The following is a 24671-nucleotide window of genomic DNA, read 5'->3' as shown; positions in this document are numbered from 1 at the left end:
AGCCCGGCATGCGCTACCGCAATGCAATGCACGGCTCCGCGCCCGGTCAGACATCTGCCGCCGGCGGTCCCATCACGACCGACCTTGCCGATGCGGTACGCCAACTCAAGCGCGGCGCGATCCTCGTGGTCGGCGACGCGATGCTGGACCGTTACGTCTACGGTCGGGTCGATCGCGTCAGTCCCGAAGCGCCGGTGCCGGTGCTGGCGGTGGAACGGGAAGTAGCGCTGCCCGGCGGCGCCGGCAACGTGGTCCGCAACCTTACCGCGATTGGTGCCGCCGTCGCCTTTGTCTCGGTGGTTGGCGACGACCAGGCCGGCAGCGACCTCACCGGGCTGATCGGCGGCCAGCCGGGGGTGGAGCCCTGGCTGCTGGTGCAGGGCGGCCGCGCCACCACCACCAAGACCCGCTTCGTCGCCACCGGCCAGCAGATCATGCGGGTGGATCACGAGGTGGTGGCGCCGATCCACCAGCGCCTCGCCGATCGGCTGGTGCGGATCGCCGCCGATGCGGTGGCGGCGACCAAGGTTATGGTGCTGTCCGACTACGGCAAGGGCGTGCTGGATGGCGACACCGCTGCCCGGCTGATCGCCGCCGCGCAATCCGCCGGCCGCAAGGTGGTGGTGGACCCGAAGGGTGGCGACCCCGCGCGCTACGCGGGCGCCGACCTTATCCTGCCCGATTGCGCCGAGCTTGCCGCCGCCACCGGCCTGCCGACCCGCACCGATGCGGAGATCGCCCTGGCCGCCGCCGCCCTGCGCACCACCCATGGCTATGGCGCGGTGATGGTGGTGCGCGGGGAGCAGGGCGTGACCCTGGTGGAGGATGCCCCGGCCGGCGAGGCGGTGCAGCACATCGCCGCCGATGTGGCGGAGGTGGTGGACGCCGCCGGCGCCGGCGACGCGCTGCTGGCGGTGGTGGCGACCAGCCTCGCCGCCGGGCTGGCGCTGCCGGTGGCGGCACGGCTCGGGGCGCTGGCCGCTGGCATCGCCATCGGCAAATCCGGCATCGCGGTGGTGCGGGAGGATGAGCTGCTGGAAGTGCTGACCCCCGGCCGCATGGCGATGCGCAAACTCGCCAGCCGGTCGCATGCGGCGGAACGGGTGGAGCGCTGGCGGCGGGCCGGGTTGCGCGTCGGCTTCCTTGCCGGCAGCCGGGCGGCGGGCGATGCCGGGCTGCTGGCCCAGGCACGGTCCTGGTGCGACCGGCTGGTGGTCGGCCTGGCCGATGGCGACGCCTTGGCAGGGACGCTGGCGGAGGCCCCCAGCGTCGACCTCATCGTTCATTTCGGTGCGCCCACCCCGGTGGAGCTGATCCGGCTGCTGCGGCCGGATGTTCTGGTGCAGGATCCGCACCGGGCGCCGGAGACGGTCGCCGGCGGCGAGTTGCTGCAGGAATGGGGCGGCACGGTCCGCCGCGCCACACCCCAGCCGGAACCGGCCTGAGCCGCGCAGTTGCGGTTGTAACGCTGCAACCACCGCGCTAGAGCCATCATCGCCCCGGACAGGGCCGGGGCAGCTTGGCTACAGCCCTGGTTGAGCCGGCTGGGGCCACGGCATTTTCCTGCGTGGGGATTTCATGTCCGGATTCAGTCTCGGCCTGGCGACGCTCGGTTTCCTGCTCATGGCCGGTGTCGCAACGGCGCAGACGGCGCCACGCGCACCCGCCCCGGCCACGACGCCATCTACGACGACCCCGGCCACCTCGGCGGACGCGCCGGAACGCACCTCCGCGGTGTTCGGCGACTGGACGGTGCAATGCGTGACGCGCACCCCAGGCAACCGGGCCTGCGAGATGATTCAGGCGACTCAGAACCAGCAGCAGCAGCCGGTTTCGGTGCTGGCGATCGGCCGGCTGGCGAAGACCGACCCGCTGCGGATGGTCGCGCGGGTGCCGGTGAATGCGCTGGTGTCGCAGCCGGCGCGGCTGACGTTGGAGGGCGACCAGCCGCTGACCCTGCCGTTCCGCCATTGCAGCGCCAATCCGGTCGGCTGCTATGCCGAGTTCGAGTTGGGCGACGAGGCGGTGCTACGCCGGCTGCGCGGCCGCACGCCGGAACAGCCGGGCAAGCTGGAGTTCCGCGAACCGGCGGGGCAGCAAGTTGGCATCCCGGTCTCCTTCCGCGGCTTCGGCGCGGCGCTGGAGGCGCTGCAGAAGGAAGGCGGCTGAACCCCGGTCGGAGGATCGCCGCAGGGCAGTCTTGCTCGGAGACGTGAAGCCGCCCGCCGCCTCGGCCAGCTACTCCAGCACGGCGATCTGCTTCCGCCCGATCAATTCGAAGTCGATCTCGGCGCCAAGGCCGGGCTTGGTCGGCGCATGCACCAGCCCGTCCTTGCCGACCACGATGTCCTGCGCCAGACCGTACTTGTGCGCGCCATCGGGCAGCAGCACCTCGAAATAGGTGGTGTTGCGGATGGCGCAGGCGACGTGGAGGTTGGCCACGTTGTTCAGCGAATTGCCGCCGTGGTGGATCTCGTAGGTCATGCGGAAGGCCTCGGCGAGATGCGCCGTCTTCACCAGCGTGGTGATGCCGCCCTTCACCGCGACGTCGCCGCGCAGGTAGTCGGTGGCCTGCAGCAGCAGCCACGGCGCGTAGCTCTCCAGCCCCGCCTGCGGGTATTCCGTCGCCATGATCGGGATGTCGAGCTTCTGCCGCAGCTTGACGTAGTTGGTGATGTCCTGGTCGTGCAGCGGGTCCTCGTACCAGAGAAAGCCGAGCTTCTCGATGGCGCGCCCGACCCGGACCGCGGCGGGGAAGTCGTAGGACCAGGTGCTGTCCAGCATCAGCGTGTAGTCGTCGCCGACCGCGGCGCGAACCGCCTGGCAGACCTTGATGTCGGTCGGCGGATGCTGCGGCGGGTGGATCTTGTAGGCGGCCCAGCCATCCGCCTTGAAGCGCTGCGCCTCTTCGGCATAGGCCTCGATGGAGGGCAGCACGGCGCTGCTGGCATAGGCCGGGATGCTGTGGCGGGTGGTGCCGAGCAGCCGGTGGATCGGCATGCCCGCCGCCTGGCCGGCGATGTCCCACAACGCCACGTCGACGGCGCCGATCGAGCGCACCGAGATCAGCCGGGACCAGGGCCAGAGCGCGGCGTTCAGCCGTTCCCGCTCCAGTGGGTCCTGGCCCATGAGCAGGGGCTTCAGGAAGCGGATCAACCCCGGCCCGTCGTTCACCGCGGTATGGGTGGCGGAGCCGAGGAAGGCATGGCCGATGATGCCGCTGTCGGTGCCGATGCGCAGCAGCCCGAGCGCCGAGGAGCCCGAGTCCAGCCGGCTGGCGGCGTGGTATTTTGTCGGCGGGATCCCGTCCCAGGCGAACAGCGTCAGCGAGACATGATCGATCTTCATGGGCCGTTTCCTCCCTTTCGAGGAGGGTACGGACCGCTTCGCCCCGGTGGCAAGGCGCCATCACCCGCTCACAATCGGGTTCCAGGGGTCCTTCGGCCCTTGGCGGGGTGGCCTGGAGGGGCAGAGCCCCTCCAGACTGCGCCCCATGAACACTCTCATCGCCGACATCGGCGGCACCAACGCCCGCTTCGCCCTGCACGACGGCACCACCTACACCCCGCCGGTCAAGCTCGCGCTGGACGGCTTCACCAACATCGCCGCCGCCATCGCCGCCTATCTTGGAGACCGCCCGCCCCCCGCGTCCGCGGTGCTGGCCGTCGCCGGCCCGGTGCAGAACAACCAGGTGCGGCTGACCAACCGCGGCTGGGTGGTGGATGGCGCCGAGATCGCCGCCGCGCTGGGCATCGGCCGGGTCCGGGTGGTGAATGATTTCGAGGCGCTATCCTGGGCGTTGCCGCATCTCGGCGGCGCCGACCTGCTGCAGCTCGGCGGCAGCGTGGGGGAGAAGGGAGCGCCGATGGCCGTGCTCGGCGCCGGCACCGGCCTCGGCGTCGGTGCCTTCCTGCCGCCCGACCGGGTGCTGGCAAGCGAGGGCGGTCATGCCAGCCTCGCCGCGCATGACGCAAGGGAAGCCGCGGTGATCGAGACCTTGCGGGCGAAGTACGGCCATGTCTCCGCTGAGCGGCTGCTCTCGGGCATGGGGATCGAGAACATCCATGCCGCGCTCGGCGGCGATCCGGCGCTCGAGGATACCGAGATCACCGTCCGCGCCATTGCCGGCACGGATGCGCGGTGCCGGGAGGCGCTTTCGATGTTCTGCGCCATCCTCGGCGGTGTCGCCGGCGATCTGGCGCTGCTCTATGGCGCCCGCGGCGGCGTCTTCATCGGCGGCGGCATCTGCCCGCGCTTCCCGGACTTCCTCGCCGCCTCGGAGTTCAGGACGCGGTTCGAAGCCAAGGGCCGGTTCCGCGACTGGCTGGCGCCGATCCCGGCCTGGCTCATCCTGCGCCAGGATCCGGCGATGCTCGGCCTGGCCACCCTGGCCTGGCGATGAGCCCGACCCGCCGTGGCGTGCTGGCGGCCCCGGCAATGGGCGCGGCGGTGCTGGGCCAGCCGGCGGCTGCGCCACTGCGGATTACCAGCATGGAGGCGCTGGAGGCCGCGGCCCGGGCCGTGCTGCCACCCGCCACCTATGACTGGATCGCCGGCGCCGCCGGGGCCGGTCTGACCCAGCGGCGCAACCGAACAGCGCTGGACGCCGCCACCATCACCCCGCGGATGCTGACCGGGGTCGGGCCGCCCGACCTCTCGCTGACCCTGCTCGGCCAGGCGCTGGCGCATCCGGTGCTGGTGGCGCCGATGGGGCTGCAGGGGTTGGCGCATCCGGAGGGCGAGGTGGCCAGCGCCCGGGGCGCCGCCGCCGCCGGGGCGCTGTTCTGCGCGCCGATGGTGGCGAGCCGCAGCCTGGAGGAGGTGGCCACTGCCGGCGGGCCGCGCTGGTTCCAGCTGTACCTGCCGCGCGACCGGGGGATGGCGCTCGACCTCGCGACGCGGGCAGCGGCGGCCGGCTATACCGCGCTGGTGCCGACCTTGGACGCACCGATCGCCGCCTTCCGGGAGCGCGACCTGGCACATGGCTTCACCCCGCCGCCGGCCCTCGCCCGGGGCAATGACCGGCCAAGTTATGCCCACCCGCTGCTGGGCGGCACCGATGCGGGTTTGAGTTGGGCGGATCTCGCCTGGTTCATGGCGCGAGCACCGCTGCCGGTAGTGCCTAAGGGGGTGCTGGCAGCGGCCGATGCCCGGCGGGCGATGGAGGCGGGCGCCGCGGCGCTCATCGTCTCCTCGCATGGCGGCCGGCAATTCGACGGCGCGCCGGCGGCTTTCGAGGCGCTGCCGCGCTGCGTCGCTGCGGTGGCGGGGCGGGTGCCGGTGCTGATGGACAGCGGCCCGAGGCGGGGGCTGGATGTGATGAAGGCCCTGGCTGCCGGGGCAACGGCGGTCGCCATTGGCCGGCCGATGTGGTGGGGGCTGGCGCTGGGCGGGGCCGAGGGGGTCCAGGCGGTGCTCGGGCGCATCGTGGAGGAACTCGGCGTGGCGATGCGGCTGGCGGGGTGTGGGTCGCTGGGCGACGTCACAGCTGAGTTGCTGAACTGAGGGTGCGAGGAGGCGTCGCCCCCTCGCGTTTCCCAGCCACGGGGCAGGCGCCCCCTGGACCAGCCTGGGTCAGCCGCCCTGGCGCGCGGGATGGCCGGCGAGCAGCGACCCGGTGTGGGCAGGGGCCACCGGGCGGTAGACCAGCTGCCTGTCGTTGCCGCCACCGATCAGCTCGGCGACCAGGCCATTCTGCTCCTGGGTCGTGGTGCCGCTGCCATAGGCGATGCGAAGGTTATCGCCACCACCAGTGATGGTCGCGGCGCCGCCGCCAACCACATTATGGCTGGGGACAGCATAGACCACCTCGGCGTTGTTACCACCGCCGACAAGGCGGGGGCCGTTGTCCTGGGCCTGGGCGGCACCGAAGGTGCCAAGAGCAATGACGGAAGCGATGAGGGCGTTGCGGATCATGGAAATCTCTCCTCAGGTCACCTCGGAGGCAGGGCCTTCTGGCCGGGCGGCGGGGTGGCGGTTTCGATGGGCGGTAGATACGACGCGATTATATCGCGTGCGATAGATAACCTCGCAGCCCAGCCATGCAGGGAGATCATGAGCGATTTAGTCGTGTGCGATATAAATGAGATTTGAAGGACGGCGCCAGGGAGGGTAGGCGTCAGGAGACAGCCATGACTGAAACCCGTCTCGACCTCGACCAATACCTCTGCTTCGCCATCCATTCGGCGGCGCAAGCCGTCGGCCGGGCGAACAAGCCGCTGCTCGACAAGCTCGGCCTGACCTATCCGCAATTCCTGGTCATGCTGGTGCTCTGGGCCGAGGACGGCCAGACGGTGGGCGGCATCGGCGACCGGCTGTTCCTCGAATCCAACACCTTGACACCGCTGCTGAAGCGGCTGGAGACGGCTGGCTACATCCATCGCACCCGCGACGCGGCGGATGAGCGCCAGGTGCGCATCCGGTTGACCGAAAAGGGCCGGGCGCTGCGCGAGACGGCCAAGGGCGAGAAGATCGAATGGGTCGACCGGGTGTTCGAGGGCGACCAGGATGCTGCCCAGGCGCTGCGCCAGCGCATTACCGCCCTGCGCGACAAGCTGCTGCCGGAGAAGCTTCCGCCGGCGAAAGCCGCCCTTGCCAAACCTGCCTCCGACAAGCCGCCGAAAGAGTAGGGCGGACCGCGGAGAGGCATGAAGCCGCTGTAGCTCAGCCGGCCCGCACCAGCCGCACCAGCGCCGCCACATGCTCCGGTGGCGTCACCTTCTCGATCCCGTGGCCCAGGTTGAAGACGAAGGGCCGGCCGCGCATCGCGCCGAGGATGCTGCGCGCCTCCGTCTCCAGCGCCATCCCGCCGGCGACCAGCGCCAGCGGGTCGAGGTTGCCCTGCAACGCCTGCCCTGGCTGCACCGCCCCCGCCGCCCAGCGCAGATCCATGCCGGTATCGATACCGAGGCACTGCACCCCGGTACGCTGGGCGTATTCCGCCAGCAGCGGCCCGGCCAGCCGCGGGAAGCCGATGATCGGGATCTCCGGCCGGGTCTTGCGGATCGCCCGCACCAGCAGCGCCGTCGGCTCGATCACCCAGCGGCGGAACTGGCTCGGCGAGAGCAGCCCGGCCCAGCTGTCGAACAGCATCAGCGCCTCGGCCCCGGCGGCGGCCTGGGCCAGCAGGTAATCGGTGGTCGCCTCCACCAGGGTACGGATCAGCCGGCCGAACAGCGCCGGATCGGCATAGGCCATGCCCCGCACCGCAGCGAAGTCCCGGCTGCCGTGGCCCTCCACCATGTAGCAGGCGACGGTGAAGGGACTGCCGGCGAAGCCGATCAGCGCCGTCCTTGAACCATGCGCCTCCAGCGCCTCCCGGGTCAGCCGCACGGTTTCCATGATCGGCGCGGCATTGGCGGCGCAGACCGAGGGGTCCAGCGCGCCGATCGCCGCCGCATCCCGAACCGGCTGCAGCACCGGCCCCTCGCCCTCGGCGAAGCGCAGCGGCTGGCCCATCGCCCAGGGCACCATCAGGATGTCGGAGAACAGGATGGCGGCGTCCATCCCATAGCGCCGCACCGGTTGCAGCGTGACCTCGGCCGCCATCTCCGGCGTGGTGCAGAGGGTGATGAAATCGCCCGCCTGGGCCCGCAGCGCGCGATATTCCGGCAGGTAGCGGCCGGCCTGGCGCATCAGCCACATCGGTGGCGGCCACACCGCCTCTCCGGTCAGGGCGCGCAAAAGGGGTTTCACCGGGGCCATGCCGGGCATTTCGGTCTCCATGCCGGGCATCCTACTTCCAAAGATAAGAATCTCTGAAGGGTAGTAGGGCTAGTAGGGCCTGTGGATGTCGGGGACGCAGCCACGCCCGACTCAGTCCACAGCGCAATCCACCGGCGCTGAGTCGGGCAAGCGACTGACTCGGCACCGCAATTCGCGACGATCCCGAATCATCCGGAGACAATGCCGGAGTCGGTCCCAGGGCATGGTGAAAAACGCGTCATCCCTCCTCATCCCCCGGCGCGAGTCGGATACCGGCAGATTTCCCCGTTATCCACAGACATCCACGCTATTCTCCCGCCATGGCACACCGGCCCATCAACCTGCACCTGGTCTCCGACAGCACCGGCGAGACGCTGAACTCGATCGCCCGCGCCACCCTCGCGCGGTTCGAGGATCATCACGTCATCCATCACCGCTGGAGCCTCATCCGCTCCCGCCTCCAACTCGACCGCGTGCTGGAGGGGCTGGAGCATGAACCCGGCCCGGTGTTCTTCACCCTGGTGGACCGCAGCCTGCGGCATGCGCTGGAGGAAGCCTGCCAGCGGCTCGGCGTGCCCTGCCTTTCGGTGCTCGACCAGGTGATGGACCTGCTGGCCAGCCAGATTGGGGTGCAGGCGCGGGAGAAGCGCGCGGCGCAGCATGTGATGGACGCGGATTACTTCCGCCGCATCGACGCCATGCACTACGTGCTCTCGCACGACGACGGCCAGGGCACGGCGGGAATTGCCGAGGCGGATGTCTGCCTGGTCGGCGTCTCCCGATCCTCGAAGACACCCACATGCTTCTACCTGGCCAACCGCGGGATCAAGGCGGCCAATGTGCCAATCGTTCCCAACGCGCCGCTGCCGCCGGAACTGGACCAGCCGCCCTGCCCCGTGGTCGGGCTCACCATCGACACCCATGCGCTGATCGAGATCCGCCGCCACCGCCTGAGGCTGATCGGCGCCGGTGGGGTGCGGCAGGACACCAACGACTACATCGACCATGACAGCGTGAAGGCCGAGATCCAGGCCGCAAGGCGGCTCTGCACCGCGCGCGGCTGGCCGGTGATCGACGTCACCCGACGCAGCATCGAGGAGACCGCGGCGACCGTGTTGCAATTAATGGAAGCCTGGCACCAGCGCCGTGGCCGGGCGGCGCCGCATCAGCCCGAGGATCCGGCGGCAGAGGTGCTGGGCGGGCGCGGCGCGAGATGATCCAGCAGCCTGATCCGCTCATCATTCTGGCCACTGCCAGCCCGGCCCGCCGCGCGGTGCTGGCGGCCGCCGGGCTGACCTTCACCTCCCGCCCCGCCGCGGTGGATGAGGCGGCGATCAAGGCCGGCTGCCAGGCCGAGGGGATTTCCGCTGGCGAGGCGGCGATGCTGCTGGCCGAGGCCAAGGCCGAGCGCATCGCCCGGCGTGAGCCGGAGGCGCTGGTGATCGGCGCCGACCAGATGCTGGTCTGCGATGGCGTCTGGTACGACAAGCCACCCGACCTGGCCGCCGCCCGGACCCAGCTGCTGGCGCTGCGGGGCCGGCCGCATGAGCTGGTGACGGCCATGGTCGTCTGGCGCCATGGTGCCCGTATCTGGCAACATCTGGCGCGGCCGCGGCTGACCATGCGACGGTTCTCCGAAACCTTCCTCGACGCCTATCTGGCGGCGGAAGGGGAGGCGGTGCTGGCCTCGGTCGGCGCCTACCGGCTGGAGGCGCGGGGGCCACAGCTGTTCAGTGCCGTCGAAGGCGAGCACAGCGCCATCCTCGGCCTGCCGCTATTGCCGCTGCTGGGGTTTCTGAGGCAGCAGGGGGTCCTTCTGGAATAGGATCCCCCCGCAAAGCCGCTTCGCGGTTTCGCGGGCGCCCGATGATCCCTCCCGATCGGCGCTTCGGCACGCCTTCCGCTGCGGAGAGCACCAGGAAGCGCCCGGTCATGACAGGCGCTCCAGATGCGCGACGGTGTTCCTACCGCCGCCGCCCCGCTGCCTGCCCAGCGGGCCGCAGCCCTTCCTCGGGCAGGGATTCCAGCACCGCGGTCATCTGCCGCACCGCCTCGGGCGGCAGGCGGTGGATGTCCTGTGCCAGGCGGTTGGCGAGCGCGGTCGTCTCCGGGCTGAGGCCCGCGGTGTTCACCACCACCCGCGGATGCGACAGCCGGGCAAGCTGCACCAGTTCCTCGGCGTCGTCCCAGATCAGGCCGAAGAACTCATTCACCTGGTGCACCAGCCCGGCCGAGGGCCGGCCGCGATGGCCATGCTCCAGTGCCGAGAGATAGGCGGCGGAGACGTGCAGTGCCCGGGCCAACTCGGTCAGGCCAACCCCGCGTGCCTCCCTGAGGGCACGCAGCCGGGCGCCGAAGGGGGTCATCGCCCCGCCGGCCCGGAGCGCCGCCGCCGCAACAGCAGGTGCACCGCACCTGAGTTGGTGGCATGCGGGTGTGCGGCGCCGAGCAGCAGGCCGCGCAACTCCGGCGCATTCAGCCAATGCGGCAGCTCCCGCCGCAGCACCCCGCCCTCCAGGCTCGATCCCTTGCCGGTGACGATGGCGACGCAGCGCAGCCCGTCGGCCTGGGCGTCGGTGAGGAAGCGGCGCACCGCGCCATGCGCCTCATGCGCCCGGCGGCCGTGCAGGTCGAGGGTACGCTCGGGCGCCGTCTGGCCGCGGCGCAGCGCCTTCCAGCGTCGAGTATCGAGGCCGGGCGGCGCGGCGCCGACCTGGATCTCGGGCGGCGGCCGCGATGGGGTGGAGGTGCGTGGCGCGGGCCGATGATCCACCGGGGGCGGCAGGGCGGCGGAAGGGGGCGGCGGCGCCGGCTCGGCCATGGCAATGGCCAGCGCCTTGCCCGGCAGCGGCGCCACCGCGGCGCGTACCGTATAGGCCTGCCACAGCGCGCGATCCTCCGCCGTCAGCCCGCGCCGGGGGCGTGGCCGCATCGTCAGCGGCGTCTCCTGCATCAGCCGTCGCTTCATGGCAGCTCAGTCGCCAGGGACGGCAGGGCCGCCGGGGACGGCGGCAGGTGGCGGCGCCTCCGCTTCGCCAGGGGGCAGGGCGGCGGGGTCATCGTCCACCAGCAGGATGTGCAGCCGGCGTGGACCATGCGCGCCAAGCTCCAGCGTCTGCTCGATGTCGGCGGAGCGCGAGGGGCCGGTGACGAACATGATGTTGCGCGGCATGGCGCCGCCGGTGCGCTGGTCGCGGTGCTCGGCCCGCAGCCGGTCCCAGGCCTCCTCATAGGCGCCATGGATGCGGCTGGCGCGCAGCACCACCACGGCGGTGTCGGCCAGCAGGTTCAGCGTGGTCGGGCGTTCCGGCGCCGAGGGCAACATCAAGGAGCCGGTCTCGGCGATGCCGGCGAAGCCGTGCTGCAGGCTGACCTGGTCGCTGGCCTCGGCGCGCCGCGCCGCAGGCTGCAGCAAGGGACGGCTCGACCAGGGGATGCCCAGCAGTTCCGGGTGCGGGGCCATGGCGAAGCCGGTCGGCAGGTTCTGCGCCGCCAGATAGTCGGCGAGCGCGGCGGGGATGGCGTCGAGGTCCGGCACCCGCTCCACCGTGCCGAACTCCTTCTCGACATTGGCAATGAACAGCGCGACCTGATCCGGCCGCGGCAGGCGGGAGCGGGCCGGGATCAGGTGACGCGGATGGCTGGCCAGCCGCCCTTCCAGCATCGCCCGCTGATCGGCCGGCAACGGGCCGCGCTTCAGCCCGCGCCTGATGGCACCGAGAATGGCCTCCTTCGTCATCGGCGGCCCCGCTGCGTCCTGGCGTAGCGCGCCATGAAGGTGCCCCCGGGCTCCGGCACCGGCAGGTCCCGCCCCCGGGTCCAGCTACCGGCCAGCGGCAGCGAGCGGAACGACCCCTTGCCGCGGCCGAGCAGTCCGAGCGCGCCGACCGCCAGCCGCGTCGCCATCCGGTACAGCCCGGGCCGGCGGGCGAGGAAGGCCCAGGTGCCAAGGCCAGCCCGGGCGACGGTGGGGGTCAGGTGCCGCTCGAACTCCCGCTCCCGCCAATGCCGCATCAGCTTCGGCAGCGGGATCTTCACCGGGCAGACACTCTCGCACCGGCCGCAGAAGGTGCTGGCATTGGGCAGGTTGGCGGTCTTCTCGACGCCGACGAGGGAAGGGGTGAGGACGCTGCCCATCGGCCCGGGATAGACCCAGCCATAGGCATGGCCGCCGACCGCGCCATAGACCGGGCAGTGGTTCATGCAGGCGGCGCAGCGGATGCAGCGCAGCATGTCCTGGAAGTCCGTGCCGATCATGTTCGACCGGCCGTTGTCCACCAGCACCACATGGTATTCCTCCGGCCCATCCAGGTCGCCGGGTCGGCGCGTGCCGGTGCTGAAGGTGGTGTAGACCGAGAAATCCTGGCCGGTGGCGCTGCGCGCCAGCAGCCGCAGCAGGCTTGTGGCGTCCTCCAGGGTTGGGACCAGCTTCTCGATGCTGGCCAGGGCGATATGGACCCTGGGCAGGGTCTGGGTCAGGTCGCCATTGCCCTCATTGGTCACGATGACGCTGCTGCCGGTCTCGGCGATCAGGAAATTGGCGCCGGTGATGCCGACATCGGCGGCCAGGAAGCGCTCCCGAAGCCGGCTGCGGGCCTCGGCCAGGATGTCGCGGCGTTCGGCGAAGACCCGGTCGGCCGGCAGGTCGGTGTGCATCCGACGGAAGTCGGCCTCCCAATCCTCCCGGTTCAGGTGGAAGGCCGGGGCGATGATGTGGGAGGGCGGCTCGTTCCGCAGCTGCAGGATGTATTCGCCGAGGTCGGTCTCGACGGGCCGGATGCCATGCGCCTCCAGGTGCTGGTTGATGCCCAGCTCCTCGGAGATCATCGACTTGCCCTTGGTGACGGTGCGGGCGCCGGCGGCGCGGCAGATCTCCAGCACCTTGGCGCGGGCGTCATCCGCCGTGCTGCACCAGTGCACCTTGCCACCAGCGGCCACCACCTTGGCCTCGAAGGCCTCCAGGTAGAAGTCGAGGTTGGCCAGGGTGTGGTTCTTGATGTCGCGGCCGATGTCGCGCAGACGCTCGAACTCCGGCAGGTTCGCCACGGCGGCGGCGCGGCGCTGCAGGAAGGCGCCCTTGGCTGTGCCGAGCGCCTTCTGCAGCCCGGGGTCGGCTAGGGCGCGGGCGGCGTTCTCCTTGAAGGCGGGGGAGGTGATGTGCACGGGTGGCTCCTGTTGCCGCCTATTTAGCGGCTCGGCGTCGTTTGGTCAGGTCAGGCGTACCGTCGAGACCTCGTGCACCGTCTGCCAGCTCGTCTCGAAGACGATGATGTTCCAGCCGGTACCGCCCGCCGGCCGCGGGATTGGCGGCATCGAGGAAGCGCCGGTCATAGGGCTTGGCGCCGAGGGCCGCGATGTCCATCCGGGGTGCTCCTGTATCGGTCCGGCCTATGTGGGGGATTGGCGCCAGCCCCCAACCCCGCTGGAGGAACGGGATACCGCCCTGATGCCGTCGCTTGACCCGCCGTACCCGGGGCCGACAGGCTGCGAGGCGTCCAAGGGAGTTCAGCACCAATGCGCCTCGGCCTCGGCGAAGCCGCCCGTACGACCACCCGCCTGCGCGGCCTGCTCGCCGAGCGGCGTCCACTGGTCGTCCCCGGTTGCTACAACGCGCTGACCGCCCGCATCCTGGAACATGCCGGCCACGAGGCGATCTACATGACCGGCTACGGCACCTCGCTGAGCCTGCTCGGGCTGCCGGATGCCGGGCTGATCACTCTGACCGAAATGGCGCTGAACGCCCGGCTGATCGCCGGCGCGGTGCGGGCGCCGGTGATTGCCGATGCGGATACCGGCTTCGGCAATGCCATCAACCTGGTCCGCACTATCGAGGAATACATTCGCGCCGGCGTCGCCGGGCTGCACATCGAGGATCAGGTGGCGCCGAAGCGCTGCGGCCATGTCGCGGGGCGGGAAGTGATCGACCGCGAGGAGGCGGTGGGGAAGATCCGCGCCGCGCATGCGACGCGCCAGGCGCTGGACCCGGAGTTCGTGCTGGTCGCCCGCACCGATGCGCGCGGCGCCCATGGCGGCAGCCTGGATGAGGCGATCACCCGGGCGAACCTCTTCCTTGAGGCCGGCGCCGATCTCGCCTTCGTCGAAGGGCCGGCGAGCAAGGCGGAGATCGCCGAGGTCTGCCGCCGGGTCCATGGACCGGTGTTCTACAACCAGACCGGCATCTCGCCACGGCTCTCGGAGGCGGAGATGGCGGAACTCGGCATCGCGGTGACCATCCTGCCGGGGGCGGTGCTGCGGCAGACCATCATGGCGGTGCATGATCTGGCAGTGGCGCTGAAGCAGCAGGGCGCGCTCGCCGAGGCGGAGGTGGATGCGCGGACCAAAACGCATCCGCTGGGCAATCTGCATCTTTTCGCCGGCTTCGATCGCATCCGGGCGCTGGAGGAGGGATTCCTGCCGACGGAGAGCCAACAGAAATATGCAGGGACCTTGGGGCATCTGCCGGAGGCAAAAGGATAGGCAAAAGACGGGGGTGCTGTCCCAATACCCCGCCATGAGCCAACCATTTCACCACCGGAGCCCAAACTCAGGCCGGGGTCTGGGGAGACGCTTGTCTCCCCAGTAGGGGTTTGGGGACAAAGTCCCCAATCTATTGTTTGAATCTTTTGTCTCCTGCCAGAATGGCTCGGATCACCACCATGCGCGGCAGCACCTCCCCGGCAAAACGGTCGAGCGCCCCCGCAATGGCCTCGGGTTCCGGCGGTGGCGGCAGCGCCGGCACGGCCAACGCACTGGCGAGGGTGTTTGCCTGTTGCCGGCAGGCGGCGATGGCGGTGGCCAGGGTGGCATTGGCGGCAAGCGGCGCGAGGGTCGCCCAGGCCAATGCCAGATAGGGCGGCCAATGCGCCAGGTGGCGGTACATGGTCGCCATCATCGCATCCTCCCGCTCGGCGCCGAGCGTGTTCAGCCGCAGCACCAGCGCCGCCACCTCGGAGGGCAGCGCGGCCGGTAGCGGCGGTAGGGGCAGGTTGGGCGCGGGCGGCGGTGCCAGGGGAACGGCGGCCTCAGCCGAAGGCAGCCCTTCCAGCCGCCGTTGCAGCGCGGTGAGGGCGATCAGCGCCAGCGGATTGGTGCGTTCATAGGCTGCCAGCACCGCGGCAATGCCCGCCTGCGCCGAGGGGTCAAGGCCGGCGGCCAGCACCTCGGGTGGCAGCCCCGGCGTCGCCGGCGGGCTGAGCCGGCCGCCGAGCGCCGCTGCCGTGGCGGCCAGGGAGCCGTCCCGATACAGCGGCCGCAGCCCGCCCCAGGCCCAGGGCAGCGCCCCCGGCAGGGTCGCCAGATGCCGCCAGATGAGGTTGACCACGCCAACGCCGAGCACGGTGCGGATATCGGCGAAGAGGGCGGCGGTCTCGCCGGTGGCGTCTGCCTCGGCGATGGCGGGAACGGGATCGTCCATGCGCCTCAGCCCCCGCCGCAAGGTGCGCGGCGCAGCCCACGCGGCGCCGCGGCCGGGGGCGCCTGCACCAGGCTCACCACGCAACCGGCGAAGAACTGCGCGAAGCGTGGATTGGCGGCGCCGCGATGACCGCGGATGCCCTGCTGCGGCCAAAGCGCCAGCAGCGGCGCCGGCCGCTGTGCCGCCAGCGTCTCCAACATCGCGGCGCGGCGCTCCGGGTCCGGGTCGAAGTCGTCACCGTCGAACAACGCGACCAGCAGCCGGGGTCCCTCGGCTGGCAGCCCGGCCAGCAGCCGGCGGAAATCATCGACCGCGGCGCCGAGGTTGTTGCCCCGGCCGGCCTCCCCATGCGCGGCCGGAGCGGTGGCGATGACCGCCTCCACCAGCGCCGGGTTGGCGCTGCCGGCCAGGATAGCCTGCCAGCCGCCGCGCGATTGGCCGCCGAGCAGGATGCGGCGGTAGCCGGCCGCCCGCAGTGCCGGCAGGCCGCCGATCAGCCGGGGCAGCGCGGCAGTCAGCGCGTCGTCGCCGGGGTGGCGGTCGAAACGCAGCACGTCCCAGCCGGCATCGTTCAGCGCGGCGACCAGGCCGGGGGCGGGGCGGTTGCGGTTGTCCTTGCCTGCCCCGCCATAGCCATGGCCCCAAACCAGCACGCCGCGCGCCGCCTCCGGCCCCCGGCGCAGGTGCAGCGGGCTGGCACGGAAGGGGCCGATGCCGCCCTCCGCCAGCGGCACCGGCGCCGCGCCCTCCACCGCGCCATCCCGGGCCAGCACCCGGCATTCGGCAGCGAGCACGGCGAGCGCGGTGACCCGGGCGCGGCAGGCAGCAAGCGCATCGGCCGCCGCGGCCTCCGGCGTGGCGCGGCCGCCGACGAAGGTCCAGCTGGAACGGCCGGCGGCGTCACGGGCGACCGCGAAGGCGGCGTGCGGCACGGCGCCGCGGTAGGACAGGGTGAAGTCCAGCGCCAATGCGGCGGAGGGTGGTGGCATTCCCAGCCGCTCGGCGGAGAAGGCGCTGCGGTAGGCCGCCTCGGCCGGCATCTCGGCGCGCGCCGGATGCAGCGCGAGGAGCAGGGCGAGCAGGCAGGGCAGGAGGCGCGTCATCCCCGCAGCATCCCGCCAGCGCCGCGGCATGGCCAGCGGCAATGCTGCCCTTCCCTCCGTGCGAGGCTGGCCTTATTCCCTTGTGCCGACCCAATTTTCATCGATGGCCATGACCGACGCCAGCACCACGCCCCGTACCGATCCGCGTCCCGAGATCAGGCATGATTTCAAATCCGCCGAGCCGCGCTGGCAGGCGGAATGGGAAAAGCGCGCCTGCTTCGCCGTGCCGGACGTGCCGGAGAGCGGCAGGCCGAAGTATTATGTTCTTGAAATGTTCCCATATCCCAGCGGCAAGATCCACATGGGGCATGTGCGCAACTATACGCTGGGCGACGTCGTCTCCCGCTACAAGCGGGCGCGCGGCCACCAGGTGATGCACCCAATGGGCTGGGATGCCTTCGGCCTGCCGGCGGAGAATGCGGCGCGGGAGCGCGGCATCCATCCGGGGAAATGGACCTACGACAACATCGCCAACATGCGCGCCGAGTTGAAGCGCATGGGCCTCGGCCTCGACTGGTCGCGCGAATTCGCCACCTGCGACGTGGAGTATTACGGCCAGCAGCAGAAGCTGTTCCTCGACTTCTTCAAGGCCGGGCTGGTCGAACGGAAGGAAAGCTGGGTCAACTGGGACCCGGTGGACGGCACCGTGCTGGCGAATGAGCAGGTGATCGACGGCCGCGGCTGGCGCAGCGGCGCGCTGGTGGAGAAGAAGCAGCTCAGCCAGTGGTTCTTCAGCATCACCAGATATGCGCCGGAGCTGCTGGAGGCGCTGGGGACGCTCGACCGCTGGCCGGACCGGGTGAAGACCATGCAGGCCAATTGGATCGGCCGGAGCGAGGGCGCCCGGGTGCGCTTCCGCATGGCCGAGGCCCCGCCGGCCGCGCCGCAGGAGGTGGAGGTCTTCACCACACGGCCGGACACGCTCTTCGGCATGAGCTTCCTGGCGGTGGCCGCCGAGCACCCGCTGGCCGCCGCCGCCGCGGCGCGCGACCCGAAGGCGGCCGAGTTCGTCGCCGAATGCCGCCGCATGGGCACCAGCGAGGCGGCGATCGAGCAGGCGGAGAAGCGTGGCTACGACACCGGCTTCCGGGTCGCGCACCCCTTCATCGAAGGCGCAAGCTATCCGGTGTGGATCGCCAATTTCGTGCTGATGGAATACGGCACCGGCGCGATCTTCGGCTGCCCCGGGCATGATGAGCGGGACTTCGAATTCGCCAGCAAGTACGGGCTGGAAATCATCCCGGTGGTGCTTCCGCCCGGCGCCGATCCGGCCAGCTTCACCCTGGGCGATGCGCCCTACACGGATGATGGCACCGCCTTCAACTCCGGTTTCCTCGATGGGCTGAACGTCGCGGCCGCGAAGCGCGCGGCAATCGAAAAGCTGGAGGCGACCGGGCAGGGCACCGGGGTGGTGAATTGGCGGCTGCGCGACTGGGGCGTCTCTCGCCAGCGCTACTGGGGCTGCCCGATCCCGATCATCCATTGCGAGGCCTGCGGCGTGGTGCCGGTGCCGGCGGCGCAGCTGCCGGTGGAACTGCCGCAGGATGTGGACTTCTCCCGCCCCGGCAACCCGTTGGACCACCACCCGAGCTGGAAGCACGTGGATTGCCCGAGCTGCGGCAAGCCTGCGCGGCGCGAGACCGACACCTTCGACACCTTCGTCGACAGCAGCTGGTATTTCGCCCGCTTCTGCTCGCCCCGCGCGGCGGAGCCGGTGACCCGCGCCGCGGTGGATGGTTGGCTGCCGGTGGACCAGTACATCGGCGGGATCGAGCATGCGATCCTGCACCTGCTCTACAGCCGCTTCTTCACCCGTGGCATGCGGGAGACCGGGCACCTCTCGGTGTCGGAGCCATTTGCCGGGCTGTTCACCCAGGGCATGGTCACGCATGAGAGCTACAAATCCGCCGATGGCCGCTGGCTCTACCCGGAGGAGGTGGAGTTCAGCGCTGACGCCAATGGCGGCCGCATCGCAACCCTGAAGGGCGGCAATGAGCCGGTGGTGATCGGCCGGGTCGAGGCGATGTCGAAGTCGAAGCGCAACACGGTGGACCCGGGCGCGATCATCGAGCGCTACGGCGCCGACACCGCGCGCTGGTTCATCCTGAGCGACAACCCGCCCGAACGGGACATGGAATGGACCGAAGCCGGCGTCGCCGGGGCCTATCGCTTCTCGCAGCGGCTGTATCGGCTGGTGGCAACGGCGCTGCCCGGGCTGCCGCCGGCAGGCACTTCGGCCGAGAGCGCGATGGGCGAGGCGCGGAAGCTGCGCCAGGCGACGCACCGGACCATCGCCGCGGTGACAGAGGCGCTGGAGACCTTCGCCTTCAATGTCGCCGTCGCCCGCATCCATGAATTCGCCAATACCATCGCCGAGGCGGGTGATACCGGCGCGGCGAAGCGCGAGGCGCTGGAGGCCATCACCCGTCTCGCCTCGCCGATGATGCCGCATCTGGCGGAGGAGCTCTGGTCGCTGCTGCGGCCGGGCGAGGGCGCGCTGGTGGCGGAGCTGCCCTGGCTGGATGCCGACCCGGCGCTGCTGAAGGCGGAGACGGTAACGCTCGCGGTACAGGTTCTCGGCAAGTTGCGTGGTACGATCGAGGTGGCAGTCGATGCGGATGAGGCTACCATCTTCGCCCTGGCCGAGGCGGAGGAAAACGTCGCCCGCTCCCTCGCCGGCCGCAGCATCCGGAAGCGCATCCATGTCCCGGGACGAGTCGTCAATTTCGTGGTCTAGAAGCATGTGGTCCAGGCGGGCTGCCCTTGGCGGGCTGCTTGGCCTCGCAGGCTGTGGCTTCCGCCCGCTCTATGCGCCGGTTTCCGCGGCAGACGGCAGCGAGACCGATATCCGCTCGGAGCTGGCGGCGGTGCGGGTGGGCGCGACCTATGAACGGCAGGGCCAGTTGCTGCGCCGTAGCCTGCAGCGGAAGCTGGAGGAAAGCGCCCCCGGCACGCCAGCGCGCTACATGCTGCAGGTGGCGGTGAGCGGCGGGGCGGAAATCCTCGGCTATCGCCGTGACGGCGCGATCACCCGGGTACGCTATGTGGTGACGGGAAATTGGACCCTGCAGACGCTCTCGGTGCCGCCGCAGCCGATTGCGGCCTCGGCGATCCCGTACCGGACGCTCGACAGCTTCAACATTCCCGACCTGCAGTTCTTCGCCGCCGATTCCGCCCGCGATGCCATGGAGGCGCGGGTGGCCGAGGATCTCTCGGAGGAGATCTTCCGCCGGGTGGCAGCGGAGCTGCGGCGGCGGAAGGAAGCCAGTTCCGCCGCCTGAGGCGAGTTTCCCCATGCCGAAGATCGATCCACGGCGGGTGCCCGTCTTCCTCGCCGATCCTGGCACCTGCCGGGTGGTGCTGCTGCATGGCGACGACCCGGGGCTGATCCGTGAGCGGGCGGAGGCGCTGGTGCGCAGCGTCGCCCAGGGCGATGCGCTGCGGCTGGTGGAGATCGGCAAGGATGGGCTTCGGGCCCCGGCCACCTTGGCGAATGAGGCAGCCAGCTCACCGCTGACAGGCGGTCGCTGCTTGGTGCGGGTGCGCGACGCCAGCGATGGCAAGCAGATGACAGACGCCGCCAAGGCGGCGCTGGCCGGTCCTGGGCCCGGGGTGGTGGTGATCGAGGCGCCGGAGCTGCGCGGCTCTGCGGCCTTGTTGAAGGCGGTGGAAGCCAGCGCCCAGGGCGCGGTGATTGCCTGCTATCGGGAACGGGGGATGGAGCTGTCCGGCTCGATCAACCGCATCCTGGCGGAGTTGGGCGTTTCGGCCGAGCCGGCGGCGCTGGACTGGCTGGCGCAGCGGCTGGGTGAGGACCGCATGCTGCTGCGGCGGGAGCTGGAGAAGCTGGCGCTGTTCGTCGGCGCCGGCGGCAAGGTGACGCCGGAGGATGCGGTGGCTTGCATCGCGGAAGGCTCCGCGCTCGACCTTGAGGAGGCGCTGATGGCGGCGATGACGGGAGAGGTGGCGGTGGCAGACAAGGCGCTCGACACCGCCTTCGCCGAGGGCGCCAACCCGGTGCAGGTGGTGCGGACGGCGCTGCGGTATGTGCAGCGGCTGTACCAGGCGGCGCTGGCCATCTCGGGCGGGGCGGAGCCGCGGCAGGCGGTGGATGCATTGCGGCCCCCAGTGTTCTTCCGCCACAAGCCGGGGTTCGAGCGGGCGCTGCGGCTGTGGCGGGCGACGGCGCTGGCGGCGGCGGGGAACGCGCTGTTGGAGGCCGAGCGGCGCACCAAGACCACCGGCGTGCCGAGCGAGGTTGTGGCGCGGAACGCGGTGATTGGGCTGGCGCGGCAGGCAGCCGCCCGGCGGTGATTACCCGCCCTGGAGCAGCCTTATCACGCTATCAAGCTGGTCGAGGTCGCGGTAGCTGATGGTGAGCTGGCCGCCGCGGCCGGATTGCCGGATGCCGATGCGTAGACCGAGACGTTCGGAGAGCTGGCGTTCCAGCGCCAGCACCTCCGGCTCGGCCCGCGAGGTGCGGCTGGCGCTGTCAGGATCGCGCGGTTTGGTGGCGGCGAGGGCTTCGGCCTGGCGCACGTTCAACCCGCGATCCACCACCTGCAGAGCCAGGGCGACCGGGTCCGGCGCCGTCAGCAGGGCTCGCGCATGGCCGGCGGTGAGGGCACCGTCGCGCAGCAACTCCCGCACCCGTTCGGGCAGGGCGAGCAGGCGCAGGGTATTCGCCACATGGCTGCGGCTCTTGCCGACCGCCTTGCCCAGCGTCTCCTGCGTCAGGCCGAACTCCTCCAGCAGGCGGCGGTAGCCATCCGCTTCCTCCAGCGCGTTCAGATCCTGGCGTTGCAGGTTCTCGACCAGGGCGGCGGCCATGGCCTCGCGGTCGCCGAGCGGGCGGACGACGACCGGCACCTCATGCAGCGGCACCAGCTGGGCGGCGCGCCAGCGTCGTTCGCCGCCGATGATCTGGTAGCGGCCGGGCTGGCTGGGATGCTCACGCGCCAGGATGGGTTGCAGCACGCCATGCTCGCGGATGCTTTCGGCCAGCTCCTGCAAGGGGGCGGGGTCGATCGGGCCACGCGGCTGGAAGGGGCCGGGCTCCAGCATCTCGATCGGCAGGGTGCGGAGGGATTCGCCGGCGGCGGGTGCGACGGGTGGCTCACCCATCAGGGCAGAGAGGCCGCGGCCGAGCCTGGGGGGCTTCATCAGGAGCGGGCCCTTTCGCGGCGGCGGAGCTCGGCGGCCAGGGCGACATAGGCCTGCGCGCCTGGGGAACGGAAGTCATAGAGCGTGACGGGCAGGCCGTGCGACGGCGCCTCACTGACCCGGATGTTCCGCGGAATCACCGTCTCGAATACCTTGTCCTTGAAGAACCCTCGGACATCCTGCGCGACCAGCTCCGATAGGTTGTTGCGGCGGTCGTACATGGTCAGCGCGATGCCTTCCAGGCTCAGGCCCGGGTTCAGGCTGCGGCGGATGCGCTCGATGGTCTGGGTGATCTGGCTGACGCCTTCCAGGGCGAAGAACTCGGTCTGCAGCGGGACCAGGACGCTGTCGGCGGCCACCAGCGCATTCAGGGTGAGCAGGCCGAGAGATGGAGGACAATCGAAGAAGACGTAGTCGAAGCTGCGGAACAGCGCCTCATCCGCGTGCAGCGCGTTGCGCAGGCGGCGATCACGGTCCTCAAACCCGACCAGCTCCACCTCCGCGCCGGCCAGATCCGTATCGGCCGGCACCAGGAAGAGTTTGGGTACCGGCGTGGTGCGGATGACCTCGGCCAGCGGCTGATTCTCGATCAGCATGGCATAGGAGCCGGCGCCGCGCTCCGTGCGGTCGATCCCAAGGCCAGTGGAGGCATTGCCCTGCGGATCGAGGTCGAGCAGCAGCACGCGGTGCTCCGCCGCCAGCACGGTCGCCAGATTGATGGCCGTGGTGGTCTTGCCGACGCCACCCTTCTGGTTGGCAAGGGCGATGACGCGCGGCGTGGCGCGCTCAGGCTGAAGCGGCGACAGGGCTGATCTCACTTAGGCGAAGGATGATGGCGGAAGGGTCGGTTCGGCTGGGGAACCGTTCGATGCGCATGGTCCAGCCCGCGGCCGCTGCCGTCAATTCCTGATCGACGGTTCGGCCTTTAGGAAAGAGCGCGACACCGCCAGGCTTGAGCAGGCGGTGGGCATGGGCGAGCAGATCGGGCAGGGATGCGAGGGCGCGAGCGGTAAGGATGGCGGCCTGGGGCAAGGAGGCGACCTCGATGCGGCTGGCATGGACCACCACCGTGCCGGCAAGACCAAGAACTCGGGCAGCTTCGTTCAGGAAGGCGGCCTTGCGGCGGTCCGACTCCACCAAATGGGTCGGGCGGCCGGTAGCGACGGCCAGCATGAGGCCGGGGAAGCCGGCGCCTGCGCCGATATCCACCAGCGGCTCTTCAGTCTCTGGCAGCAGCGGCAGGAGTTGGAGAGAGTCCAGCACATGTCGGCGCCAAACCGTTTCCGCGTCACGGTCGGCAACCAGGTTGATGTGGGCGTTCCATCGTAGCAGCAGCGCCAAGTAGTCGCGCAGCTTCGCCTCTGCTTCACGTGAAACACCGAAGTCGAAGGCCTCAAGGTGTTTCACGTGAAACGCGGCTCCGTGCGCCGCAGGTGAACGGCCAAAGCGGCGAGGGCGGCTGGAGTGACGCCGGGGATGCGGCCGGCGCTGCCGAGCGTGGCCGGGCGGGCGGCGGAGAGGCGCTGCCGCATCTCGGCGGAAAGGCCGGGGATGAGGCCGAAGTCCAGCACCGGCGGAATCGCCAGCCGCTCCTCCCGCTCCAGCACCCGCAGCTCCGCGGCTTGGCGATCAAGGTAGGGAGCATAGAGCGCCTGGGCCTCCAGCTCCGCCCGCACTCGGGGCTGCAGGTCGCGTAGCCAGGGGAAGATGCGGTCGGCCGCATCGACGGTCATGGCCGGCAGCGCGAGCGCTTCGAGGGCACTGCGCCACCGGCCATCTTGGTTCACCGGCACGCCGGCGGCGGCGTATTGCCGTGGAGTACAGCCTTCCGCCCTGGCCCGAGCCAGGGCATCGGCCAGAACTGCGGCAAAGGCGCGGTGCATGGCGGCACGCTCCGCTCCAACGCAGCCCCAGGCGATGCCCTTCTCCGTCAGACGCAAGCCCGCGTTGTCCGCTCGTAGGGCCAGCCGGTATTCGGATCGCGCGGTGAGCATGCGGTAGGGCTCGGTCACCCCCTGCAGCACCAGATCATCCACCAGCACCCCGGCATAGGCCTCACTCCGGGTCAGCACCCTATCTGGCACGGCACCGCCGGCGCGATGGGCGGCATTCAGCCCGGCAAGCAACCCCTGGGCGGCTGCTTCCTCATAGCCGGTGGTGCCGTTGATCTGGCCGGCGAGGAACAGCCCCGGCGCTGTCCGCACTTCCAATGTCGGCGCCAGGGCTCGCGGATCGACATGATCATACTCAATGGCATAGCCGGGCCGGAGGATCCTGGCCCGCGCCAGCCCGGGAATGGAGGCGATCAGCGCCGTCTGGACCGCTTCCGGCAGGCTGGTGGAGATGCCGTTCGGGTAAACCGTGTCATCGTCCAGCCCCTCAGGCTCCAGAAATATCTGGTGCCGCTGCCGATCGGCGAAGCGCACCACCTTATCCTCGATGGAGGGGCAGTAGCGCGGCCCGACGCCGGCGATACGTCCGCCATAGACCGCGCTGCGATGCAGGTTGTCCCGGATCAGCGTGTGAGTTGCTGGGGTAGTGGCAGTGATGGCGCAGGCGATCTGCCGATTGGTGATCCGCTCCGTCATCAAGGACAGCGGTTCAGGCGGATCATCGCCGGGCTGCGGCTCCAACGCCGCCCAGTCGATGGTCTTGCCATCCAGCCGCGGCGGTGTGCCGGTCTTCAGTCGGGCCAGCGGCAGGCCGAGCCGGTCCAGAGTCGAAGCCAACCCCAGGGACGGCGCCTCGCCCACCCGGCCGGCGGGGATGCGGGTGTCGCCGATGTGGATCTCGCCGCGCAAAAAGGTGCCAGTGGTGATCACCACAGCGCCTGCGCCAATGCGCCGGCCGGTGGCGGTGATCACCCCAGCTATCCGGCCATCCTCGGCCACCACCAGATCCTCGGCTGCCTCGGCCAGGATCTCCAGTCTCGCGGTCGCCCGCAGCAGCGCCTGCACTGCTTGGCGGTAGAGCTTGCGGTCAGCCTGGGCCCGCGGGCCGCGGACCGCCGGGCCCTTGCTGCGATTCAGGAGCTTGAAATGGATGCCGGCGGCATCGGCGGCACGGCCCATCAGACCGTCCAGCGCGTCGATCTCCCGCACCAGATGCCCCTTGCCAACCCCGCCGATCGCCGGGTTGCAGGACATCTCGCCGAGCGTCTCCACCCGATGGGTGAGCAGCAAGGTGCGGGCCCCGCAGCGGGCTGCGGCGGCGGCGGCCTCGCAGCCGGCATGACCACCGCCCACCACCACCACATCGAAGCGCATGTCGTCCATGCCGCGGGGTAT

General features: G+C 70.5%; 25 protein-coding genes. 11 read left to right on the top strand and 14 right to left on the bottom strand.

Going from position 1 to position 24671, the window contains the following annotated elements; translation table 11 throughout:
• Nucleotides 1-26 precede the first annotated feature (26 nt).
• Both H7965_RS02365 and H7965_RS02360 read left to right on the top strand, forming a co-directional pair.
• Complete coding sequence (locus H7965_RS02365) at nt 27-1445, top strand: bifunctional heptose 7-phosphate kinase/heptose 1-phosphate adenyltransferase (protein ID WP_390624548.1); 1419 nt, start codon at nt 27-29, stop codon at nt 1443-1445.
• Nucleotides 1446-1578: 133 nt separating this feature from the next.
• The gene (locus tag H7965_RS02360) at nt 1579-2169 is read left to right on the top strand and encodes an invasion associated locus B family protein (RefSeq protein ID WP_186768927.1); all 591 of its coding nucleotides are present in this window, start codon (nt 1579-1581) and stop codon (nt 2167-2169) included.
• A 69-nt stretch (nt 2170-2238) separates the two neighbouring features.
• Here H7965_RS02360 and H7965_RS02355 read toward each other — a convergent pair whose 3' ends face one another.
• Nucleotides 2239-3348 carry an enolase C-terminal domain-like protein gene (locus H7965_RS02355; RefSeq protein WP_186768926.1) on the bottom strand — a complete coding sequence of 370 codons (1110 nt, stop codon included), beginning with the start codon at nt 3346-3348 and terminating at the stop codon, nt 2239-2241.
• 145 nt (nt 3349-3493) lie between these two features.
• Here H7965_RS02355 and glk point away from each other — a divergent pair, with 145 nt between their 5' ends.
• The gene (glk, locus tag H7965_RS02350; RefSeq protein ID WP_186768925.1) at nt 3494-4402 is read left to right on the top strand and encodes a glucokinase; all 909 of its coding nucleotides are present in this window, start codon (nt 3494-3496) and stop codon (nt 4400-4402) included.
• Complete coding sequence (locus H7965_RS02345; RefSeq protein ID WP_222440434.1) at nt 4399-5505, top strand: alpha-hydroxy acid oxidase; 1107 nt, start codon at nt 4399-4401, stop codon at nt 5503-5505. Before glk ends, H7965_RS02345 begins: the two co-directional genes overlap by 4 nt.
• Before the next feature lie 69 nt (nt 5506-5574).
• Here the strand turns inward: H7965_RS02345 and H7965_RS02340 are convergent, their stop codons facing one another.
• Nucleotides 5575-5916 (bottom strand): hypothetical protein, encoded by a 342-nt coding sequence (locus tag H7965_RS02340; protein ID WP_186768924.1) that lies wholly within the window; start codon nt 5914-5916, stop codon nt 5575-5577.
• 215 nt (nt 5917-6131) lie between these two features.
• Here H7965_RS02340 and H7965_RS02335 point away from each other — a divergent pair, with 215 nt between their 5' ends.
• On the top strand, nt 6132-6629 hold the full coding sequence (locus tag H7965_RS02335; RefSeq protein ID WP_186768923.1) for a MarR family winged helix-turn-helix transcriptional regulator: 498 nt from the start codon (nt 6132-6134) through the stop codon (nt 6627-6629).
• Between the two features lie 34 nt (nt 6630-6663).
• On the opposite strand, the gene hemE is transcribed toward H7965_RS02335, so the two are convergent.
• Nucleotides 6664-7734 carry a uroporphyrinogen decarboxylase gene (gene hemE, locus H7965_RS02330; RefSeq protein ID WP_186768922.1) on the bottom strand — a complete coding sequence of 357 codons (1071 nt, stop codon included), beginning with the start codon at nt 7732-7734 and terminating at the stop codon, nt 6664-6666.
• Between the two features lie 290 nt (nt 7735-8024).
• Between hemE and H7965_RS02325 the strand changes: the two genes are divergently transcribed.
• On the top strand, nt 8025-8921 hold the full coding sequence (locus H7965_RS02325) for a pyruvate, water dikinase regulatory protein (protein ID WP_186768921.1): 897 nt from the start codon (nt 8025-8027) through the stop codon (nt 8919-8921).
• Complete coding sequence (locus H7965_RS02320) at nt 8918-9529, top strand: Maf family protein (protein ID WP_186768920.1); 612 nt, start codon at nt 8918-8920, stop codon at nt 9527-9529. The genes H7965_RS02325 and H7965_RS02320 overlap by 4 nt, the downstream gene beginning before the upstream one ends.
• 139 nt (nt 9530-9668) lie before the next feature.
• Here H7965_RS02320 and H7965_RS02315 read toward each other — a convergent pair whose 3' ends face one another.
• The 5 genes from H7965_RS02315 to H7965_RS02295 are packed head-to-tail and all read right to left on the bottom strand — an operon-like array spanning nt 9669 to nt 13066.
• Complete coding sequence (locus tag H7965_RS02315) at nt 9669-10070, bottom strand: helix-turn-helix domain-containing protein (RefSeq protein WP_186768919.1); 402 nt, start codon at nt 10068-10070, stop codon at nt 9669-9671.
• Nucleotides 10067-10672, bottom strand: a complete 606-nt coding sequence (locus H7965_RS02310) for a Smr/MutS family protein (protein ID WP_229682395.1) — start codon at nt 10670-10672, stop codon at nt 10067-10069. Before H7965_RS02310 ends, H7965_RS02315 begins: the two co-directional genes overlap by 4 nt.
• 6 nt (nt 10673-10678) lie before the next feature.
• Nucleotides 10679-11443: a LutC/YkgG family protein gene (locus H7965_RS02305; RefSeq protein ID WP_186768918.1), complete on the bottom strand. Its 765-nt coding sequence runs from the start codon at nt 11441-11443 to the stop codon at nt 10679-10681.
• Nucleotides 11440-12867 (bottom strand): LutB/LldF family L-lactate oxidation iron-sulfur protein, encoded by a 1428-nt coding sequence (locus H7965_RS02300; RefSeq protein ID WP_186768917.1) that lies wholly within the window; start codon nt 12865-12867, stop codon nt 11440-11442. Before H7965_RS02300 ends, H7965_RS02305 begins: the two co-directional genes overlap by 4 nt.
• 19 nt (nt 12868-12886) lie before the next feature.
• Nucleotides 12887-13066 carry a hypothetical protein gene (locus H7965_RS02295; protein WP_186768916.1) on the bottom strand — a complete coding sequence of 60 codons (180 nt, stop codon included), beginning with the start codon at nt 13064-13066 and terminating at the stop codon, nt 12887-12889.
• A 152-nt stretch (nt 13067-13218) separates the two neighbouring features.
• On the opposite strand from H7965_RS02295, the gene H7965_RS02290 reads away from it, so the two are divergent.
• On the top strand, nt 13219-14181 hold the full coding sequence (locus tag H7965_RS02290) for an isocitrate lyase/PEP mutase family protein (RefSeq protein WP_186768915.1): 963 nt from the start codon (nt 13219-13221) through the stop codon (nt 14179-14181).
• A gap of 130 nt (nt 14182-14311) precedes the next feature.
• On the opposite strand, the gene H7965_RS02285 is transcribed toward H7965_RS02290, so the two are convergent.
• Both H7965_RS02285 and H7965_RS02280 read right to left on the bottom strand, forming a co-directional pair.
• Entirely contained in the window at nt 14312-15118 is an 807-nt protein-coding gene (locus tag H7965_RS02285; RefSeq protein ID WP_186768914.1) for a hypothetical protein, read from the bottom strand.
• A gap of 5 nt (nt 15119-15123) precedes the next feature.
• A complete protein-coding gene (locus H7965_RS02280) occupies nt 15124-16221 on the bottom strand; it encodes an alpha/beta fold hydrolase (protein ID WP_186768913.1) in 1098 nt (365 codons plus the stop codon).
• A 109-nt stretch (nt 16222-16330) separates the two neighbouring features.
• On the opposite strand from H7965_RS02280, the gene leuS reads away from it, so the two are divergent.
• The 3 genes from leuS to holA are packed head-to-tail and all read left to right on the top strand — an operon-like array spanning nt 16331 to nt 20535.
• A complete protein-coding gene (gene leuS, locus H7965_RS02275) occupies nt 16331-18958 on the top strand; it encodes a leucine--tRNA ligase (protein WP_186768912.1) in 2628 nt (875 codons plus the stop codon).
• 4 nt (nt 18959-18962) lie between these two features.
• Nucleotides 18963-19502 (top strand): LPS assembly lipoprotein LptE, encoded by a 540-nt coding sequence (lptE, locus tag H7965_RS02270; protein WP_186768911.1) that lies wholly within the window; start codon nt 18963-18965, stop codon nt 19500-19502.
• 13 nt (nt 19503-19515) lie between these two features.
• The gene (gene holA / locus H7965_RS02265) at nt 19516-20535 is read left to right on the top strand and encodes a DNA polymerase III subunit delta (protein ID WP_186768910.1); all 1020 of its coding nucleotides are present in this window, start codon (nt 19516-19518) and stop codon (nt 20533-20535) included.
• Here the strand turns inward: holA and H7965_RS02260 are convergent, their stop codons facing one another.
• From H7965_RS02260 to mnmG, 4 genes are read right to left on the bottom strand one after another with little or no spacing between them, the layout of a single operon-like run.
• A complete protein-coding gene (locus tag H7965_RS02260; protein WP_186768909.1) occupies nt 20536-21384 on the bottom strand; it encodes a ParB/RepB/Spo0J family partition protein in 849 nt (282 codons plus the stop codon). It abuts the gene before it with no gap.
• Nucleotides 21384-22202: a ParA family protein gene (locus H7965_RS02255; RefSeq protein WP_229682394.1), complete on the bottom strand. Its 819-nt coding sequence runs from the start codon at nt 22200-22202 to the stop codon at nt 21384-21386. Before H7965_RS02255 ends, H7965_RS02260 begins: the two co-directional genes overlap by 1 nt.
• Nucleotides 22171-22791, bottom strand: a complete 621-nt coding sequence (rsmG, locus tag H7965_RS02250) for a 16S rRNA (guanine(527)-N(7))-methyltransferase RsmG (RefSeq protein WP_186768908.1) — start codon at nt 22789-22791, stop codon at nt 22171-22173. The genes H7965_RS02255 and rsmG overlap by 32 nt, the downstream gene beginning before the upstream one ends.
• The gene (gene mnmG, locus H7965_RS02245; RefSeq protein ID WP_186768907.1) at nt 22788-24659 is read right to left on the bottom strand and encodes a tRNA uridine-5-carboxymethylaminomethyl(34) synthesis enzyme MnmG; all 1872 of its coding nucleotides are present in this window, start codon (nt 24657-24659) and stop codon (nt 22788-22790) included. Before mnmG ends, rsmG begins: the two co-directional genes overlap by 4 nt.
• Nucleotides 24660-24671 lie beyond the last annotated feature (12 nt).

Source organism: Siccirubricoccus deserti (genome assembly GCF_014283215.1).
Classification (GTDB): domain Bacteria; phylum Pseudomonadota; class Alphaproteobacteria; order Acetobacterales; family Acetobacteraceae; genus Siccirubricoccus; species Siccirubricoccus deserti.
This window is presented reverse-complemented; position numbering and strand designations above follow the sequence as displayed.